General features: G+C 71.5%; 17 protein-coding genes and 1 pseudogene. 11 read left to right on the top strand and 7 right to left on the bottom strand.

Annotated elements, in window-relative coordinates:
• Positions 1-14: 14 nt before the first annotated feature.
• From ND450_RS01060 to ND450_RS01020, 9 genes and pseudogenes are all read left to right on the top strand, one after another.
• Entirely contained in the window at positions 15-1,598 is a 1,584-nt protein-coding gene (locus ND450_RS01060; RefSeq protein ID WP_253324280.1) for an AMP-binding protein, read from the top strand.
• A gap of 10 nt (positions 1,599-1,608) precedes the next feature.
• A complete protein-coding gene (locus ND450_RS01055) occupies positions 1,609-2,754 on the top strand; it encodes an acyl-CoA dehydrogenase family protein (protein WP_253324279.1) in 1,146 nt (381 codons plus the stop codon).
• Positions 2,755-2,782: 28 nt separating this feature from the next.
• A complete protein-coding gene (cysC, locus tag ND450_RS01050; protein WP_253324278.1) occupies positions 2,783-3,346 on the top strand; it encodes an adenylyl-sulfate kinase in 564 nt (187 codons plus the stop codon).
• Complete coding sequence (gene cysD / locus ND450_RS01045) at positions 3,343-4,257, top strand: sulfate adenylyltransferase subunit CysD (RefSeq protein ID WP_253324277.1); 915 nt, start codon at positions 3,343-3,345, stop codon at positions 4,255-4,257. Before cysC ends, cysD begins: the two co-directional genes overlap by 4 nt.
• The gene (locus ND450_RS01040) at positions 4,257-5,531 is read left to right on the top strand and encodes a sulfate adenylyltransferase subunit 1 (protein WP_253324276.1); all 1,275 of its coding nucleotides are present in this window, start codon (positions 4,257-4,259) and stop codon (positions 5,529-5,531) included. The genes cysD and ND450_RS01040 overlap by 1 nt, the downstream gene beginning before the upstream one ends.
• Positions 5,524-6,993, top strand: a complete 1,470-nt coding sequence (locus tag ND450_RS01035; protein ID WP_253324275.1) for an FAD/NAD(P)-binding protein — start codon at positions 5,524-5,526, stop codon at positions 6,991-6,993. The genes ND450_RS01040 and ND450_RS01035 overlap by 8 nt, the downstream gene beginning before the upstream one ends.
• Before the next feature lie 4 nt (positions 6,994-6,997).
• A complete protein-coding gene (locus ND450_RS01030) occupies positions 6,998-8,569 on the top strand; it encodes an aldehyde dehydrogenase (protein ID WP_253324274.1) in 1,572 nt (523 codons plus the stop codon).
• Positions 8,569-8,952, top strand: a pseudogene (locus tag ND450_RS01025) (SRPBCC family protein); the annotation flags it as partial. The gene ND450_RS01030 and the pseudogene ND450_RS01025, both read left to right, overlap by 1 nt.
• Before the next feature lie 39 nt (positions 8,953-8,991).
• Entirely contained in the window at positions 8,992-10,065 is a 1,074-nt protein-coding gene (locus tag ND450_RS01020) for an NAD(P)-dependent alcohol dehydrogenase (protein WP_371927748.1), read from the top strand.
• Between the two features lie 4 nt (positions 10,066-10,069).
• Here the strand turns inward: ND450_RS01020 and ND450_RS01015 are convergent, their stop codons facing one another.
• The 6 genes from ND450_RS01015 to ND450_RS00990 all read right to left on the bottom strand — a co-directional run bounded on the left by ND450_RS01015 (position 10,070) and on the right by ND450_RS00990 (position 15,408).
• Complete coding sequence (locus ND450_RS01015) at positions 10,070-10,534, bottom strand: CAP domain-containing protein (protein WP_253324273.1); 465 nt, start codon at positions 10,532-10,534, stop codon at positions 10,070-10,072.
• Between the two features lie 60 nt (positions 10,535-10,594).
• Positions 10,595-10,978 carry a cysteine/serine endopeptidase inhibitor gene (locus ND450_RS01010; protein ID WP_253324272.1) on the bottom strand — a complete coding sequence of 128 codons (384 nt, stop codon included), beginning with the start codon at positions 10,976-10,978 and terminating at the stop codon, positions 10,595-10,597.
• 10 nt (positions 10,979-10,988) lie between these two features.
• Positions 10,989-11,741, bottom strand: coding sequence for a thaumatin family protein (locus ND450_RS01005; protein WP_253324271.1), 753 nt, complete (start codon positions 11,739-11,741; stop codon positions 10,989-10,991).
• Positions 11,742-11,801: 60 nt separating this feature from the next.
• Positions 11,802-13,028 carry a LuxR C-terminal-related transcriptional regulator gene (locus ND450_RS01000; protein WP_253324270.1) on the bottom strand — a complete coding sequence of 409 codons (1,227 nt, stop codon included), beginning with the start codon at positions 13,026-13,028 and terminating at the stop codon, positions 11,802-11,804.
• Positions 13,025-14,326, bottom strand: a complete 1,302-nt coding sequence (locus ND450_RS00995) for a LuxR family transcriptional regulator (RefSeq protein WP_253324269.1) — start codon at positions 14,324-14,326, stop codon at positions 13,025-13,027. The genes ND450_RS01000 and ND450_RS00995 overlap by 4 nt, the downstream gene beginning before the upstream one ends.
• A 161-nt stretch (positions 14,327-14,487) precedes the next feature.
• Positions 14,488-15,408: a LysR family transcriptional regulator gene (locus ND450_RS00990; protein WP_253324268.1), complete on the bottom strand. Its 921-nt coding sequence runs from the start codon at positions 15,406-15,408 to the stop codon at positions 14,488-14,490.
• Positions 15,409-15,479: 71 nt separating this feature from the next.
• Here ND450_RS00990 and ND450_RS00985 point away from each other — a divergent pair, with 71 nt between their 5' ends.
• On the top strand, positions 15,480-16,148 hold the full coding sequence (locus ND450_RS00985) for a nitroreductase family protein (protein ID WP_253324267.1): 669 nt from the start codon (positions 15,480-15,482) through the stop codon (positions 16,146-16,148).
• 29 nt (positions 16,149-16,177) lie between these two features.
• Positions 16,178-17,041: an AraC family transcriptional regulator gene (locus ND450_RS00980; RefSeq protein WP_253324266.1), complete on the top strand. Its 864-nt coding sequence runs from the start codon at positions 16,178-16,180 to the stop codon at positions 17,039-17,041.
• Here the strand turns inward: ND450_RS00980 and ND450_RS00975 are convergent.
• Positions 17,019-18,188: a hypothetical protein gene (locus ND450_RS00975; RefSeq protein WP_253324265.1), complete on the bottom strand. Its 1,170-nt coding sequence runs from the start codon at positions 18,186-18,188 to the stop codon at positions 17,019-17,021. The two genes, ND450_RS00980 and ND450_RS00975, sit on opposite strands and share 23 nt — an antisense overlap.
• Between the last annotated feature and the right edge of the window lie 3 nt (positions 18,189-18,191).

The raw sequence follows: 18,191 nt of genomic DNA, 5'->3' as shown, positions 1-18,191 counted from the left end.
TGAGGAGCAGGCAGATGACAGAGGAGTACGTCACCCGAGGGTGGTGGCGCGAGAAGGAGACACTCGTCGACGACCTCCGTCGCGCGGCGCGGGAACACCCCGACCGGCGCGCGGTCGTCGTGTGGCACACCGACGGCCGCGAGACCGAGACGCTGACCTACGCCGAGCTGGAACGCCGGGTCGAACGGATCGCGGCGGGGCTCGCGGGTCTCGGCGTGGAGCACGGCGACGTGGTGACGTTGCAGCTCCCGAACTCGTGGCAGCTGCTCGCGACCACGCTGGCGTGCGCCAGGATCGGCGCGGTCGCCGGCCCGGTGCTGCCGATCATGCGCAAGCGCGAGCTGAAGTTCATGACCGAGCTGACGAAGAGCCCTGTCTACATCGGACCCGTCGAGCACCGCGGCTTCTCCCACGCCGAGCTGAGCGAGGAGGTCGCAGGCGAGGTGGCGTCGATCAGGCATCGGGTCCTGATCGGCGTCGCCGACAAGGGCACCGCTCTGGACTTCGACACCGCGTTGCTCGGTGAACCGGGCACGGAGGGCGCGTACTTCGGTGACACCGACGGACGTGAGGCGAAGCCGGACGACCTGGCGTACGTCATGTTCACCTCGGGCACGACCGGTGAGCCCAAGGGCGTGATGCACAGCCACAACACCTTGCACGCCACCAACCGCATGCAGATCGACGCACTGCACCTGCGTGACGACGAGGTCACCGCGATGGGCTCCCCCACCACCCACAACGCCGGGTGGACGTGGAACTTCACGATGCCGTTGCTGCTCGGCGCGACCTGCGTGCACATCGACAACTGGGACGCGGACCTGATGCTGCGGATCCTCGAGGAGGAGCGGGTCACCTTCTTCATGGGCGCGCCGCCGTTCCTCGTCGACCTGATCGACCGCCAGGAGGAGCAGCAGCGCGACCTGTCCGCGCTGAGGACGTTCGCCACCGGCAGCGCGCCGATCCCGCCCGTGCTGGTGGAGCAGGCCCGCGACGTGCTGGGCTGCCGCCTGTACGCGTTGTGGGGCATGACCGAGAACGGCGCCCCGACGATCACCAGGCCCGAGGACCCGGAGATGCGGGCGGCCGAGAGCGACGGATCCCCGGTGCCCGGCATGGAGGTCCGCATCACCGACGACGAGAGGTTGCAGGTGCGCGGCGCCACGCAGTGCCTCGGCTACTTCGGCCGGCCCGAGGTCTACGCGGACAACGTCACCGACGACGGCTGGTTCGACACGGGCGACCTCGCCCGCCCGGACGGCCACGGCGGCATCCGGATCGCCGGGCGGGACAAGGACGTCATCTCCCGCGGCGGCGAGAAGGTGCCCGTGGTGGAAGTCGAGGCGGCGTTGCGGCGGCACCCGGCGATCAAGGACGTCGCCGTCGTCGCCTACCCCGACGACCGGCTCGGTGAACGGGCCTGCGCGGTGATCGTGCCGCAGGGCGAGGCGCCGGAGCTGCCCGCGTTGCGCGAGCACCTCGACGGGCTCGGCATGGCCAAGCAGTACTGGCCCGAACGCGTCGAGCACGTGGACGCGCTGCCGACGACGCCCAGCGGCAAGGTCCAGAAGTTCCGCCTGCGCGAGCAGCTGGTCTGAGGAGGCTGACGTGGACTTCTCGTTCACCGGGGAACAGCGGGCGCTGTCGGAGAAGGTCAGGGCGTTCGCGGAGGACACCCTCGCCCGGCACGCGGCGCTCGACGACCGCGAGCGCACGTTCTGGTCCGGCTTCTTCGCCGAACTGGGCCGTGCCGGACTCACCGGTCTGATGATCGCCGAGGAGCTCGGCGGCAGCGGGCTCGGCGCGGTCGAGGCGGGCATCGCGGTCGAACAGCTGGCACGGGTGGAGGCGACCGCCTGCTACCCCGTGGTCAACGCGGCGCTGATCGGCGGCATCATCGGCCGCAGCGGCACGACGACCCAGCGGGCCGACTGGCTGCCGGCGGTGGCGGCGGGTGACGCCGTGGTGGCGCTGGTGCTCACCGAACCCGGCCACGGCACGGACGCCGCGGCCATCGAGCTGAGCGCGCGACGCGACGGCGACGGCTGGGTGCTCGACGGCACCAAAACGTCGATCATGCTCGGGATGCACGCCACGCACGGCCTGGTGTTCGCGCGCACCAGCGACGAGGGGGCGCGCGGCGTGACCGCGTTCTACCTGCCGCTCAACCGCGACGGCATCGCGCGGGAACGGCTCGACGACCTCGGTGTGCGCGCCGGCGGCCGGGCCACGCTGCGGTTCACCGGGGTGCGCGCGTCCGACGACGAGATCGTCGGCGGTGTCGGCGAGGGCTTCGGCGGGGTGATGCGCGGGTTCGACCACTCCCGCGCGCTGATCGCCGTGCTCGCCGTCGCCAACGCCCAGGCGGCGCTCGACGACGCGCTCGAGCACGCCCGCGAGCGGGAGTCGTTCGGGCAGGTGATCGGCAGGCACCAGGGCGTCGCGTTCCCGTTGGTGGAACACGCGACCCGCCTGCACGCGGCCCGGCTGCTGGCGTTCGAGGCGTTGTGGCGCGCGGACGCCGGGCTCGACCACCGCACCGAGGCGAACATGGCCAAGTGGTGGGCCTGCCGGATCGGCGTCGAGGCCGCCCACCAGGCGTTGCTGACCCTCGGCCACCGCGGCTGGCACGACGACCACCCGGCCAGCCGCCGCGTCCGCGACGCCATCGGGCAGGAGATCGCGGACGGCACCGAGAACGCCACGAAGCTCGTGGTGGCGAGAAGGCTGCTCGGCCGCGAGTACGCACCCTGAGGACTTTCCGACAGAAGAGGAGGATTTCGTGACCACCACGCTGTGGCTGACCGGGCTGCCCAGCTCCGGCAAGTCGACACTCGGCCGGGAACTGGTCGAGAAGCTGCGCTCCGAGCGCAAGGTGCAGCACCTGGACGGTGATGCCGTCCGCAGGGACTTCTTCCCCGAACTCGGGTTCAGCAAGGAGGACCGCACCGAGAACATCCTGCGCATCGGCCGGCTCGCCGCGATGCTCGCCGCGCACGACGTGCTCGCCGTCGTCTCGGTGATCGCGCCGTTCCGCGAGGTGCGCGACCAGGTCCGCGCCGAGCACGAGGAGGCGGGCCTGACGTTCGTCGAGGTGTACGTGGACGCGCCGGTGGACGTCTGCGCCGAACGCGACGTGAAGGGCCTGTACGCCAAGGCCGAACGCGGCCAGGTGGAGGCGATGACCGGGGTCAGCGACGTCTACGAGGCGCCGGTGTCCCCCGAGGTGCTCGTCGACACGGCCACGCTCAGCGTCGAGCAGGGCACCGAGATGATCGAACGGGCTCTGGAGCGCTGCGAGAGCGAACGACGCGAGCAGGACATCAGGGAGGTGGTGCTGCGATGAGCGCTCCCGCCAAGGAGAGGGCCGTCACGGGCATCGAGCAGCTGGAGGCCGAGGCGATCCACGTGCTGCGCGAGGTCGCGGGCGAGTTCGACAAGCCGGCGCTGTTGTTCTCCGGTGGCAAGGACTCCACCGTTCTGGTGCACCTCGCGGTGCGCGCTTTCGCCCCGGTGGCACCACCTTTCACGCTCGTGCACGTCGACACCGGCCACAACTTCCCGGAGGTGCTGCGGTTCCGCGACGACATCGTGGAGCGGTTCGGGCTGCGGCTGCACGTCGCCGAGGTGCAGGACTGGATCGACCGCGGCGCCGTGAAGGAACGCGAGGACGGGATGCGCAACCCGTTGCAGACGGTGCCGTTGCTGGACACGATCACCGGCCAGAAGTACGACGCGGTGATCGGCGGCGGCCGTCGCGACGAGGAACGGTCGCGCGCCAAGGAACGCATCTTCAGCGTCCGCGACAGCTTCGGCCGCTGGGACCCGCGCCGCCAGCGCGTCGAGCTGTGGAACCTCTACAACGGCATGCACTCCCCCGGTGAGCACGTGCGGGTGTTCCCGATCTCGAACTGGACCGAGCTCGACGTGTGGCGCTATGTGCAGAAGCACGACATCGAGCTGCCTTCGCTGTACTTCGCGCACTCCCGCGAGGTGTTCCAGCGCGACGGCATGTGGCTCACCTCGGGGCAGTGGGGCGGACCGGCCGAGGGTGAGGAGACCGTCGAGAAGACCGTGCGCTACCGCACCGTCGGCGACGGCTCGTGCACCGGCGCGGTCGAGTCGGACGCGGCCACCGTCGACGACATCATCGCCGAGATCAAGGCGAGCCGGCTCACCGAGCGCGGCGCCAGCAGGGCCGACGACCGCATGTCCGAGGCCGCCATGGAGGACCGCAAGCGGGAGGGGTACTTCTGATGACGTCCGACCTGTTGCGACTGGTGACGGCCGGCAGCGTGGACGACGGCAAGTCCACTTTGGTCGGACGGTTGCTCTACGACACCAAGTCCGTGCTCAGCGACCAGATCGACGCGGTGCTGCGCAGCAGCGAGGAGCGCGGGCTCGACAACCCGGACCTCTCGCTCCTCGTGGACGGCCTGCGCGCGGAACGGGAGCAGGGCATCACGATCGACGTGGCCTACCGCTACTTCGCGACGGCGCGGCGCACGTTCGTGCTGGCGGACACCCCAGGCCACGTGCACTACCTGCGCAACACCGTCACCGGCGCCTCGACGGCCGACCACGCGGTGCTGCTGACCGACGCGCGCAAGGGCGTGCTGGAGCAGACCCGCCGGCACCTGGCCGTGATGGCGATGCTCGGCGTTCCCGGCATCACGCTCGCGGTCAACAAGCTCGACCTCGTGGACTTCTCCCAGGAGACCTACGAGTCGGTCCGCGCCGAGTTCGTCGGGCACGCCGAGTCGCTCGGGTTCCGCGCGGACCAGATCACGACCGTGCCGATGTCCGCGCTGGCCGGCGACAACGTCGTGACGCGCTCCGACCGCACCCCGTGGTACGACGGCCCGACGTTGCTCGAGCACCTGGAGACCGTGCGCCCGGACGAGCGCGGCTGCGACGTCGGCCTGCGCGTGCCGGTGCAGTACGTGCTGCGCGACGGCGCGACCGACTACCGCGCCTACGCGGGCCAGGTCGCGGCGGGCGAGGTGCGTCCCGGTGACGAGGTCGTGGTGCTGCCCGCGGGGACGAGGTCCACGGTCACCGTCGTGGGTACCCCGGACGGCCCGGTCGACGAGGCGACCGCGGGCCAACCGGTGGCGCTGACGCTCGCCGACGACCTCCCGATCAGCCGCGGTGACCTGATCGCCGCCGCCGACCGCGTGCCGGAACTGCTCGGTGAGCTGACCGCGACCGTGTGCTGGCTGGCGGAGGAACCCCTGCGCCCCGGTGCCCGCGTGCTGCTCAGGCACGGCACCCGCACCACGAAGTGCCGCGTGCCGAGCCTGGCCACGCGGTTCGACGAGCAGGAGCTGGTGCTCGAACGCGAGCCGGAGTGCCTGGAGCTCAACGACATCGGGCAGGTGCGCCTGGAGGTCGCCGACGCACTGCCGTTCGACACCTACACCGACTGCGTGGCGACGGGCGCGTTCCTGCTCATCGACCCCGACGGCGGCGACACCCTGGCGGCGGGCCAGGTCGGCGACACCCTGTCCGCGGTGACCGGTGATGCCTGACCGCACCCGAGTGGTCGTCGTCGGCGCCGGCGCGAGCGGGACGCTGGCGGCGATCCACCTCCTGCGCGCCGACGTCCCGCTGGAGCTGGTGCTGGTGGACCGCAGCGGCGAGTTCGGGCCGGGCCGCGCCTACCGCACCGGCGATCCCGGGCACCTGCTGAACACGGCCGCCGGGAAGATGAGCGCGCTGGCGGACGACGCGGGCCACTTCGCGCGGTGGGCCGGGGTGGCCGGGGACGAGTTCCTGCCGCGCGGGGAGTACGGCCGGTACCTGGCGGAGACGCTGCGGGGGGCGGAGGCGGACGCGGTGGTGCGGCACCTGCCAAGCGCCTCCGGCAGCGGGCACCTCGCCGGCACGACGGTCGGTTCGCACGGCAGCGCAGCGGTCCGGCACCTCGCCGGCACGGCGGCCGGTTCGCACGACGGCACCGCGGTCCGGCACCTCACCGCCGTCCCCGACTCCGCGTCCCGGGGCAGCACCTCCGTCCGCCACCTCGCCGACACCGCCACCGGCCTCACCTCCCACCCCCGCGGCGTCACCGTCGACCTCGAACGCACCGGCCCCGTCCACGCCGACTTCGCCGTCCTCGCACCAGGTGCCGGCACCACCGACCCGCTGGCCCACCTCATCCCCCACGACTCCGCACGCTACGTCGCCGACCCCTGGGCCGGCCCGCTCCCCGACACCGGCGGCGCGCCCGTGCTCGTCCTCGGCACCGGACTGTCCATGATGGACGTCTCGGTGGCCGTGGCCGAGGACTCCGTGGTGCACGCGATCTCACGGCACGGCCTGCTCCCCCAGCCGCATCGCAACGGTGGCACCCCCAAGCCGTCCCTCCCGGAACCGCCGCGCACCACCAGGCTGGGTGAGCTGATGGCGTTCGTGCGGCGCAACGTGAGGGCCCACCCGGACCGCTGGCGTGACGTCCTCGACCACCTGCGGCCGCACACCCACCACCTGTGGCGGCAGCTCGACGTGCCCGAACGGCGCCGGTTCCTCGACCGCGTCGGCCACTACTGGAACGTGCACCGCCACCGGGCCGCGCCCACCACCCACCGGCGGGTGCGCGAGCTGATCGACGCCGGCCGGGTGAGGCTGCACCAGGGCGAGGTCAAGGCGGTCCGCCCGGCGGGAGAAGGGTTCCACGTCGACCTGTCCGGGCCGCGGGGCGACCGGACGCTGACGGTGGGCTGGCTGGTCAACGCGACCGGGTTCCGCCAGGACGGCGGGCCGCTGGTGCGCGGCCTGGTGGACGAGGGCACCGCGCGTCCCGACCCGATCGGGCTCGGGGTGCGGACCGAACCCGACGGCCGCGTGCTGGACGGGCGGGGGAAGCCGTGCCGCATCTTCGCGCTCGGCGCGTTGCGGCGCGGGGAGTTGTTCGAGAGCACCGCCGTGCCGGAGATCCGCGCCCAGGCGGCCGAGATCGCGGCGACCGTGGCCGCGCACAGGACGAGGTGATGACATGAACGACCTGCTGATGTACCCGGCCTACATCGACGGCAAGGACGTCGAGCATCCGCGGGGGCGGTACGTCCACACCGTCACGGCCCGCGCGGTGCTGGAGGACACGATGCCCGCGCTGGCGCTCAAGCGCGACCTCGACGCGGGCAGGATCGATCCGCGGCAGGCGGGCCCGGACGTAGTGGGCGGGTGCGCGCTGGCCGACGAGCGGATGGCCGTCGACGCACTGGAGGCCGCGGCGCGGGCGGCACCGGAGTGGGCGCGGACGTCGCTGGCCGACCGGCTGGAGATCGGCGCGCGCATCGGCGCGCGGCTGCGCGAGAAGCGCGACGAGATCGTGGACCTGCTGGTGGCCGAGGGACAACCGCGCGATCTGGCCGGGCCGACTCTCGACGAGTACTGGATCGCCGACTTCAGCTCGGAGACGCTGTCGTTCTGCGCTGCGCAGATGCAGGCGAGCAAGCACCGGGGCCGCGGCGGGCACGCCACGGTGCGCCGGGTGCCGGACGGCGTCGTCTGCGTCAACCCGCCGCAGAACGCCTCCACGCCCAACGCCCTGTTCGGCGCGACGGCACTGCTCGCGGGCAACGCCGTGGTGATCCGCGCACCCCGGGGCGTGCCGCTCGCCACCACGCACGCGCTGCGCGAGGTCGTCGTGCCGGTGCTGGAGGAGGCCGGCGCGCCGACGGGTGTGTTGAACATCCTTTGTGGACCTCCGATGACAGAACTGTGGCTGGAGTCCCCGCACGTCAACGACATCGTGTACGTCGGCAGCAGCACGAAGGGCCTGGAGTTCGAACGGGCCGCCGTCGCCGCGGGCAAGAAACCCGTGCTGGAGCTGGCCGGCAACGACTGCGTGGTCGTGTGGGCCGACGCCGATCTGGACGCGGCCGCGGCGGCGATCACCGAGAACTTCCGGATGTCCGGCCAGATCTGCAACATCCCCAACCACGTGATCGCGCACCCGGCCATCGCGGACGCGTTGCTGGACCGCCTCGTCACCGCCGCCGCCGGCACGGTGCCCGGTTACCCGGACGAGCCCGGTGTCGTGCTGACGCCGGTCCTCATGGCGGAGCAGCACTTCGCCGACATAGCGGACGCGGTGCGCCGGGGCGCGCGGCTGCTGCACGGCGGGCGAAGGCTCGAGGTGGACGGAACGCCGTCGGACACCGGGTTCTTCGTGGAGCCGGCGGTGCTGCGGATCGACGGCCTGGATCTCGCCCGCCGCACCCCGGCCGTGTGCGAGGAGACGTTCTCCCCGCTGCTGCCGGTCGTCGTCCCGGAGGAGCACGACGGCCTGTTCGACGAGGTGCTCGAGTTCGTGGGCGCCAACCGCTACGGGCTGCGCAACTCGTTCTGGGTGGAGGACGAACGGCTCGTCGCCGCCATCACGGAGAAGGTGACCACCGGCGGCGTCGTGAACGTCAACGACTCGCACTCGGCGTTCCGGCCGTTCCTGCCGACGCACGGCGGCACCGGCCTGACCGGGGGCGTGTTCGGCGAGGCCAACTACCTGATGCTGCGGACCACCCGCCTGCAGGGACTCAACGTGAAACGGGGAGGAGCCAGGTGATGAAGGAGCACAGCGTCGCACTCAGGACGCCGATGCCCGCCGACGAGGTGTTCGACCGCTTGCTGCACCCCGAGAACTTCGCCGGGACCGACATCGAGTCCGTCGAGCCGACCGCCGACGGGGACCGGTACGCGCTGCGGTTCCGCGGCGGCCTCGCCCGGTGGACCCAGCGCACCGAGGCCGACCACGCGGCGCGGGTGCTGCGGTTCGACCAGGTCGACGGGGACTTCGTGGACTTCGGCGGCAGCTGGGAGGTCACGCCCGACGGCACCGGCAGCCGGGTGGTGCACCGGGTGGCGTTCCGCACGAGCGTCCCGCACCTCGCCGGGGCGATCGACCCGATGATCGCGCGCGTGCTGCTGCGGACCGCCGCGGACGTGGTGTCCGGGCTGGCCGGATCGGCGGAGGTGGTGGAGGGGTCGTTGCACGACGAGGTGCCCGGCGAACGAACGCGGGTCGCCGCCTGCGCCGCCCCGTCCGCCGGCGCCGCGCTCGAACCCACCACCATCGAACGGCGACCGCTCGGCCCTCACGACGTCGCCATCGCGATCCAGTACTGCGGCGTCTGCCACTCCGACGTCCACCAGGTCCACGGCGACTGGGGCGACGGCACGTTCCCGATGGTGCCCGGCCACGAGATCGCCGGTGTCGTCACCGCGATCGGCCCGGACGTCACGAAGCACGCCGTCGGCGACCGCGTGGGTGTCGGCGTCATCGTCGGCTCGTGCCGCGAATGCACGATGTGCGAGCAGGGTTTGGAGCAGTACTGCGCGGGCTCGGTCGAAACCTACGCCGCCACGGACCGCTACCACGGCGGCGGCCCCACCCACGGCGGCTACTCCACGCACATCGTCACCGACGAGCACTTCGTCCTGCGCGTCCCGGACTCGCTGCCGCTCGAAGCCGCGGCACCGTTGCTGTGCGCGGGCATCACCACGTACTCACCTTTGAAGCACTGGAACGCGGGCCCCGGCACGAAGGTCGCGGTCCTCGGTCTGGGAGGCCTCGGCCACCTCGCCGTGAAGATCGCACACGCGATGGGCGCCGAGGTCACCGTGCTGTCCCGCAGCCTGTCCAAAAAGGATGATGGGCTCGGTCTGGGCGCCGACCACTTCCACGCCACCGACGACCCGGCGACGTTCGACCAGCTCGCCGGGACGTTCGACCTCATCTTGTGCACGGTCTCCAGCCGCCTCGACGTCGGTGCCTACCTGGCACTCCTCGCCAACGGCGGCACGATGGTCTACCTCGGCATCACCGACGAGCCGCTGGACGTCAGCGTGTTCTCGCTGCTGCGCGGCCGCGCGTCGCTCGCGGGCTCGCAGATCGGCGGCATGGCCGAGACGCAGGAGATGCTCGACTTCTGCGGGCGTCACGGCATCGGCGCCGATGTCGAGGTCATCGGCGCCGACCGGCTCAACGAAGCGTTCGAGCGCGTGCGGCACGGCGACGTCCGGTACCGGTTCGTCGTGGACGCCTCGACGTTCGAGGCCTGAACCGTCAGCGCGTGCCGAAGTCCTGCGTCCAGTAGTGGCCGTAGGTGGTGCCCTGCCGGTACGCGTGACCGACCCCGATGTCGCGCAGCGCGCAGTTCAGGATGTTGGCGCGGTGCCCGGAGCTGTTCATCCACGAGCGCACGACGGCGGCCGCGTTCTGCTGCCCGGCGGCCACGTTCTCGGCGGCCCTGGTCCAGCGGGTGTAGCCGGCGCGTTCGATCCTGGTGACGAGGTTGCTGCCGTCGGATCCGGTGTGGCCCATGAAGTTCTTCGCGGCCATGTCGGCGGAGTGACGCTGCGCCGCGGTGTTGAGGGCCGCGTTCGACTTCAGGGCCGGGCAGTTCACCTTGGCGCGTTCGGCGTTGGTCAGGGCGATCACGTCTTCCTGCACCGTGGCCGCCGAGGCCTGGGGTGCGAGGGTGGCCGCCAGAGCAAGTGCCGCGGCGGCGAGCAGGGAGGTGCGGAACATCGTTGTTCTCCAGTGCAGGGAGGAGGAGAGGGAGCCGGGAATGCCCGGCTCCCCGGTGGATCAGACGATCTGCCAGGTCACGTTGATGATGCCGACGGAGGTGTTGACGAGACTGGCGAAGGCGGGCCGGCTGAGGTCGATCTTGGTGCTCGCGCAGCTCGGGCACTTGTCCCTGATCGGCACGGTGATGGTCTTGCCGTTGTAGGTGACCCGGATGGACTTGCGGCACAGCGGGTCGTTGTTCGGGTTGGGTGACGTCCACAGCGCGGCGGGGGCCGCGACCAGCAGCTGCGTGTCCGCGTTGATCTGCGTTCCGCAGGCGCCGAAGCCGGCGTCGTTGTACCAGCTGGCGGTGCCGCTGACGGCCGAGGCGGTGCCGGAGAAGACGAACGAGAGGACCGCGGCCGACGCGAGGGCGCCGAGCACCTTGACAGCTGACTTCATGATTTCCCCCTCAGGAGTTGAACGTGACCTTGAACCCCGTGCAGTTGCCGCACTGGTACACGGTCTGGTTGCCCGGCTCGGTGTCCTGTTTGGACCAGGCGTAGGCCTTGGGGCAACGCGACTTGATGGTGTTGCTGTAGTCGGTCGGCGCGTCCCGGTTGGGGTTGACGCAGTTGATGCGCTGGCCGCCGGCGCCGTACTTGACGTAGGCGGGGTTGCAGTAGGGCAGCAGGTTCTCCGGGCACCCGGCGGTGCCGCACGACGTGGAGCCCGGTGGCGGGGACGCGTTCACCGGGGTGATCACCACCGGCACGGAGAAGGCGTTGACGTAGCTGACGTTGTACCAAGGCGCGAGCTGGTCGCGGGAGTCGAAGTTGAACTCCGCGAGGCTCGCCGGCTGCTCACCGGTGACGCAGCGGGCGGCCTGCACACCGCAGTCGCCCACCGCGCACCGGAAGTCCACCCCCGAGGTGCCCGTGCAGCCCGTGCGCGCGAAGAACTTGCCGCGCCAGTGGCCGGGTGAGGCGGTCTCGGGGATCGTGATGGTCGCGGACTGACCGGCGCGCAACGTGGGCATGTTCGTCAGCACCTTCGACCCGTCCGCGTTGACGGTGCTGCCCACCCAGATCGTCTGACCGGTGTTGTTGACGAAGGTGACCGTGTGGTCGATCGCCGCGGTCGCCGTCGGCACGGCGAGACCGGCGACGGCGAACGCCAGCGCGAACACCGCCGCGACCGAACGGCCGAGTAGTCGTGTGAGCATCTGCGGGCTCCCCTCCTGCGAACCGGTGCCGGCGCACCGGATGCCGTCAGGGGTCCACGATCACCCGGAGTAGCCGCCCGTGACTCCACGGTGAGTCCGCAAAGTTCCGGTCCACCTGGTGGCCTGCAGCTCACGCCGGCCCGCCAGGCCGAGCTTGCGGTAGACCCTCGTCAGGTGGAGCTCGACGGTCCGCGTCGCCATCGCGAGCTTCGCCCCGATCTCCCTGGTCGGGAGGCCCTCGCGCACGAGGCGGGCGACCTCCGCCTCGACGGGCGTCAGCACGGGCCCGACCGGCATCCCGTCGCAGCCCACGACCTCGTCGGCCCGCCGCACCAGCACCGCTGCCCCGATGTCGAGGGCCGTGGCCCGCGCCAGCGCGTAGCTCTCGCACGCCGCCACCTGCCTGCCGTGCGCGGCGAGACGGTCGGCGTAGTCGCAGAGCACCTCCGCGAGCTCCATTCTCGCGTTCGCCATCTCCAGCAGGCGGATCGCACGCTCGTACGTCATGAGGTCCTCGCCGGTCGGCGCACTCGCCCGTGCGACCGCCGACAGGCTCCAGCCGAGGACCCTGGGTTCGCCCCAGCGCGCCGCGGCGGCGTGTTCCTCCATCGCCAGCCGCAGGGCTTCATCGGCATCTCCACAGGCCAGAGCCGCACGCGACGCGTGGGAGCGCCATTGCAGGACACCGGGGTTGAGGACGCCGAGCTCGGCGAGGGCCCGGCCGCACGTGAGGTGGGTCTCCAGTGCCTCGCGGGGGCGGTCCGTCGCCATGGCCACCACGGCCTTCGCCGCGAGCGCCAGCGGACGGCCGGGATGCCCGGCCGTGATCATCGCGTCGGCGTCCTGGTCCAGCAGAACGGCTTCGGCGGCTTCCGGTTCGCCCCTGGCGACGAGCAGTTCCACCTCCCACAGCAACGCCACCGAACGGATCTCGTCCGCCATGCCCTTGCGCCACACCGTGACGAGCAGGGAGGAGCACCTCGCAAGGTCGCCCGTGTGGCGCGCGACGCACGCACGGGCAAGCAGCACGCACTCCGCCATCACCCGGTCATCGGCGTGCTGTTCGAGCAGCGCCAGGCTGTGCGTGTCGGCGGCCACGAGCTCCCCCGCGCAGACCAGCGTTCCCAGTGCGCGTGACACGCACAACGGGTCCGCCCGGCAGACCGGAGTCACGAGCGCCCTCTCGGCCGCCTGGACGGCGCCGGCCCAGTCCTGTCCCGCCGCGAGCAGGCCGGACGCGACGACCGCCGCGCAGTCGTGGCCCGGATCGGCCGACCACCGGCTCATGCCGTGGGGACGAACGCCCGGCGGAGTCCCGGCCTGCCCGCCACCCCCATCTTGCGGTAGACGGCGGTGAGGTGGAACTCGACGGTGCGCAGGGTCAGGTGCAGCTCGGCGGCGATCTCGCGGTTCGACCTCCCGGCTCTGGCGAGCAGGGCGATCCTGCGCTCCTGTCTGCTCAGCGCGGACTCGCCGTCGTTGCGCAACAGCCGTGAGGCCAGCACGTCCGCCATCGCGGTCCATTGTGGACAGGAGTCGGCCGCCTCCCGCAGGAGCCGGGTGTGCTTCCTGGCGCGCTCGACCTCACCGCGTCCCAGCAGGAGCTGCGCCAGGTCGTGGCGCGCACGCAACGCCTCGTCGGCGGTCGAGGCCCGGCCGAGGTGGGCGATGGCCTCTTCGAGCAGGACGTCGTCGCCGCGGACCAGGGCGCAGGCGTGCAGGCCGAGCCCGATCCCCCTCGGCGCGCCCCACCGCCTCGCGGCCACCAGGTCCTTGTCGGCGCAGATCCGCGCGAGCACGAGATCACCCGCGTCGAAGGCCGCCAGCGCCGCGGAGGACCGCCACGGCAGCACCGCCGGGTTGACCACGCCCCACGACGCGAGCTGCCTGCCGCACTCGAGGAACTCGTCCAGCGCGCAGCTCCCCCGCCCCTCCGCCAGCAGGAGCCTGCCCCGCGCGAAGTGCAGCTCGGCGCTGTCCGGGTGCTCGGCCAGCGCACCGGCCAGCCCTGCGGACTCCAGCACGGCGCGTGCCCTGCCGAACTCGCCGACCTCGGTGAGCGCCAGCACCAGCCACGCCACCGCGACGGCCCGCTGGCGGGGGCGGACGCGCCTGCCCGCCACGCCTTCGAGCAACCGGACCGCGGCGCGGGGTTCGCCGCGCAGCAGCATGATCCGCCCGCCGAGGAGGTCGTGGACGTCTCCGCAGGCGGCCGAGGTGGCCCAGTTCCGGTGTGCCAGCGCGACTTCGTCCGCGTAGGTCAGGACCATCACCGCCTGCCAGAACGTGCCGGCGTCCTTCGGCTCCGCCGAGGCCAGCACGCGCTGTGCGACGTCGACCGCCTCCTCCCGGCCGGTGCCGAGGTTCGCGGCCTGCACCGCGCGGAACGAGAGCGCTCTCACCGGCCTGGACCGCCTGCCCGTCTTCGGGCTGCCCGGCAGGTAGGCGAGCGTCCCCGGCTCGAGTTCGCCCGCGTCGAGCGCCACCACGTTCCCGGCGAGCCGGTCGGCTTCGTTCCAGCGCCCGCTGCGGACCAGTTCACACCGCTTGCGGCGGATGTCGTCGAGCGGGGCGCTGTTCGTCATGTCGACGGTGTCCTTCCCGGCCGGCCAATTGATACGCGGGACTCCCGCGAATCCGTCTCATATGGACGGTGACCTGGTCTGGACCTTACCGGGAAAAGCATCCCGTTTGAACCTGCACTTTTACCTTCTTCGCCCCTTGGCAAACAGGAATGGGAGGAGTATCAAAGGGAAATCGGCTGCGAACCGAACAGTTCGGCGCAGTGCCCCGCGAACGCCCGCGCCCGGTGCGTCAGCGGACCGCCGGCCGCCCAGCCCAGCACGACGGGTGTCGTGGGCACGGTGTCGCGCAACCGCACCGCCACCACCTCCAGCCCCTCGTACGACGAGCTCACGGCGGGCTGCTGGACGGTCATCGAATAACCGAGGCCGCGGGCCACCAGCGCCCGCGCGAGCTCGAAGCCGCGGGCCCGGTGCGTCACCACCATCTCCACGCCCGCGGAGGCGAACACCGACCGGAAGTAGCGCTCGCTGGGCGGGACGTCCAGCAGCACGAACGGGTCCCCGGCGAGTTCGCGCAACGCCACCGCCCGCCGCCGGCGCAACCGGTGGCCAGCGGGCAACAGCACCTGGGGCGCCTGCTCGTACAACGTCCTCGTCGCGATGCCGGGCACCAGGTCCTGGTCGTAGAGGAACGCGATCTCGCACCGCCCGGCGACCAGGTCCTCGCCGATCTCCGGCAGGCTCCCCTCCACGAACCGGACCGACACGTCCGGGTGCGCGCTCTCGAACGTCGCGATCGCCGCGGGCAGGTGGAACGGCGCGATCGGCGCGTAGCACCCGACCGTCAGCACGCCGCTGACCCGCGAACTGAGCCCGCGCGCCTCGGCGCCGAGGTCGGCCATCGCCCCGACCACCCGGCGGGCGTCCGCGAGCACGCGCGTGCCCGCCGCCGTCAACGCGGCACCCCGGCGCGGTGACCGCACGACCAGCCTCAGGTCCAGCACGCGTTCCATTTCGCTCAACGCCAGCGAGATCGCGCCCTGCGACACGTGACACCGCGCGGCGGCCGCCGTCAGCGAGCCCGTCTCCGCCACCGCGATCAGGTAGTCGAGCTGCCGCAGCGTCACGTTGGGCACATTCATGAGTTCAGCTTATGACTGGCCCAAGAAAATTGAACTGGCCAAAAGAATCGTTCGCGGGAATCGTGCGGACCATGACCCGGCAGCACACCCACCCGTTCCTCCCCTACGCACCGCCCCGCCTGCCGATCGAGGAGGGACTCGACCGCGGCAGGGCCCTGCACCGCCTGCTCGACGCACGCAGGTCCGTGCGCTGGTTCTCGCCCGATCCCGTTCCGGCGGAGGCGGTCGAACTGGCCGTGCGCACCGCGAACACCGCCCCGAGCGGCGCGCACCAGCAGCCGTGGCGGTTCGTCGCCACCCGGGACCCGGACCTCAAGCGCCGCATCCGGCACGCGGCGGAAGAGGAGGAACGCCGCTTCTACCACGAACGCGAACTGCCGGACTGGCACGCGGCCCTGGCACGACTGGAGACCGACGCCACGAAGGAGTTCCTCGAAGTCGCGCCCTGGCTCGTGGTCGCGTTCGCGCAGAAGCAGCAGAACGGCAAGAAGACCTACTACACCAACGAAAGCGTCGGCATCGCGTGCGGGTTCTTCATCGCGGCGCTGCACACGATGGGCCTCGCGACCCTGACGCACACGCCGAACCCCATGACGTTCCTGGCCGACCTGCTCGGACGCCCCGGCGAACGCCCGTACGTCCTGTTCCCGATCGGCTACCCGGCGCCCGACTGCGAGGTGCCGGACCTGCGCCGCAAGCCCCTGGACGAGGCCCTCACCTTCACCGGCGGGCTTGCCTGATCGTCCCACCCGCGAGGAGCATCACCGGCGTGGACGAACTACGCGCGCTGATCACCAAGCACGCCCGCCCGGATCTGACCACCACCATCGACGACGTCCTGGTGTCCAGGACGACGGTCGGAGGCCCGCCCGCCCCGTCGATGACCGGCACGATCCTCGCGTTCGTCGCTCAAGGCCGCAAACGCATCGCCTTGGGCGACCGCGTCTACGACTACCGGGCGGGCCAGTACCTCGTCGCGTCGATCGACATGCCGATCACCGGCAACTACGTCGGCATCAGCCCGTCCGAGCCCGCGCTCGGCCTCGGCCTGGTGCTGCGGCCGGACAAGGTCGCCGAACTGCTCCTGGCCCACGACCTCCCGAAGGCCACGGGCACCCCGGAGGGCCTGGCCGTCAGCGACGCCTCCCCCGAGCTCGTCGACGCCGTGACGAGGCTCGCGCGCCTGCTCGACCAGCCGAAGGACGCGCGTGCGCTGGCACCGTTGATCAAGCAGGAGATCCTGTGGCGGGTCATGACCGGCGAGCAGGGTGCGGCGGTCCGGCAGCTCGGCGCCCAGGACAGCGGCCTCAGCCACATCGCGAGGGCGGTCAGGTGGATCCGGGAGAACTACGCCGAGTCGTTCAAGGTCGAGAACGTCGCGCGCATCGCGGGCATGAGCGAGTCGGCGTTCTACCGCAACTTCCAGGCCGTCACGGCGATGAGCCCGATCCAGTTCCAGAAGCAGATCCGCCTGCAGGAGGCAAGGTTGCTGCTCGCGACGAACTCCGACGTGACGAGCGTGAGCCACCGCGTCGGCTATGACAGCCCGTCGCAGTTCAGCCGCGAGTACCGCCGCCAGTTCGGCACGCCGCCCAGCAGGGACGCGAGGCTCAGGCTCCAGCCCGCTCTCTGACGTCCAGGTACACGGCGCGGACCTCCAGCGTCCGCTCGACCTTCTCGATCACGGGCGCGAAGAACTGGCGCCGGTGCTCGGCGTCGCTCATCGAGATCACCGAGAAGTACATGCTGCCGAACGCCGCGAAGAGCGTGGCGTTGCGCAACATCGCCGCCGGCACGCCGAAGAGCTTCGACGGGGTCGGCCGCTCCCCGATCCACTGCTCGGCGATCTCGGGCGTGACCACGATCAGGCCGAGCACCACGAAGAACGCGAACAGCGCGAGCCCGATCACCGCCGCCTGCACCAGCTGCCGGATCGCGAGCATCACCAGCAGGTTGCGCGACTGGCGGCCGTTCAACCGCCTGGGCGGCAACGGTTCGGCGATCTCGACTCCGGACAGCGGCGTGCCCTTGCACGCCACCCGCAGCACCTCGGGCCGCAGGTCCTGCTCGACCCGGCCGATCTCGTCGCGCAGCCGGGCGGCCGCGGCCAGCACGGTGATGGCGGCGAACATCAGCACCACGAGGCTCACCCGCTGCCAGCTCAGCCGGTTCATCGCCTGCCACAGCTCACCGGTGAAGAACAGGAACAGCGTCACGAACAGCATCGGCGGCAACGCCCTGCCGATCAGGTGCACGCTGTTGCGCAGGTCCGCGATCACGTGCCGGATGGCGGCCTTGAGCAACGACCCCAGCCCGTACGTCGTGGCGAGCATCGTCGCCAGGAAGGCCACGGCGAACACCACGACGAACCAGATCAGGGCGCCCCACACGGGTTCGGGATCCGCGTCCCCGTCCGGTGCGGTGAACCTGATGTCGATCGCGGACTGCACCAACGGCGTGATCACGGGAATCGCCGCGTACACGACCAGCACCAGCACCGTCATGCGCGGCGAGAAGTTCGGCATCCGCCGCACGAACAGCGAGAGCAGCACCCACGCCGACACCATCACCGCGACGATCAGCCCGAGCAGCACCCACCGCGACAGCCCGGCGGACTGCTGCAGCACCAGCCACGCGAGGCTGCCGACGGCCACGAACGTCAACGCCGGCAGCATCCGCGGCAGCACGTGCGACCGGAAGCCGTAGCCCTCGATCATCGTCGGCGCGCCCTGCCGGACGAACCACTGCTCGGTCCGCCGCACCACCGCCGGGGAGATCATGCG

The sequence above is a fragment of the Lentzea sp. HUAS12 genome (genome assembly GCF_024125735.1).
Lineage (GTDB): Bacteria > Actinomycetota > Actinomycetes > Mycobacteriales > Pseudonocardiaceae > Lentzea > Lentzea albida.
The sequence above is the reverse complement of the archived record's forward strand: the minus strand, read 5'-3'. Positions and strand labels throughout refer to the sequence as shown.